Annotated in this window: 1 pseudogene; it reads left to right on the forward strand. The window is 71.1% G+C overall.

Annotated features, from left to right (window positions below):
- Window positions 1-93: 93 nt before the first annotated feature.
- A pseudogene (locus tag LGZ98_RS24015) lies at window positions 94-627 on the forward strand (hypothetical protein); the annotation flags it as partial.

Consider the following 627-nt stretch of genomic DNA (forward strand, 5'->3'; position numbering starts at 1 on the left):
GCCATGACCCCGGCTCAGCGCGCGCAGATGCTGGCCATCATGACCTCGTTTCAAGCCCGTCCGGGTGAAGAACCTTAACCGCCGGGAGTCGTCATGAGCCTATTACAAAATGTCTGGGCGGGCGCCGGCGCCGCCCGACGGCAAACAGCCCCCGGTCCCGAGGCCGCCGCCCCGGCTAAACCCTCACAACCCACGCCGCCGCCCCGAACCACCAGGACGACATCGGGTTCCGATAAGGCGCTGGCCTTTCTGGAAAGCGAGGCGTTCAGCCAGGCTTCTCTGGGGGCGGCCGGGGCTTATGCCGCAGCCACCGGCGCGGCCGCCCCCTTTGCCGCCGGCCTGGCCGCCGGGGCCGTCGGCGCGTCTGCCGGCAGTTATGTCGGCGATAAAATCGGCCACCAAATCGCCCGCGCGATGGGCATGCAGACCGTCTCCACCGAGGGGAGCGCGCCCGCCCGGCTCGGGGACGCGATTGCCCACCAGAATAAAAGCGCCGGGTTATGGGGCGCGCTGGGCGGCGTCTTGCTGGGGGCCGTCGTGGCGGTGGCCGCCGGCGCGTTTGTGATAGCGACGGCGGGCGTCGGCGCCGCTATCCTTGCCGGCGCGGCGGCCGGATTAGCCGGCGGC

Source organism: Photorhabdus kayaii, assembly GCF_025384895.1.
Taxonomy (GTDB): domain Bacteria; phylum Pseudomonadota; class Gammaproteobacteria; order Enterobacterales; family Enterobacteriaceae; genus Photorhabdus; species Photorhabdus kayaii.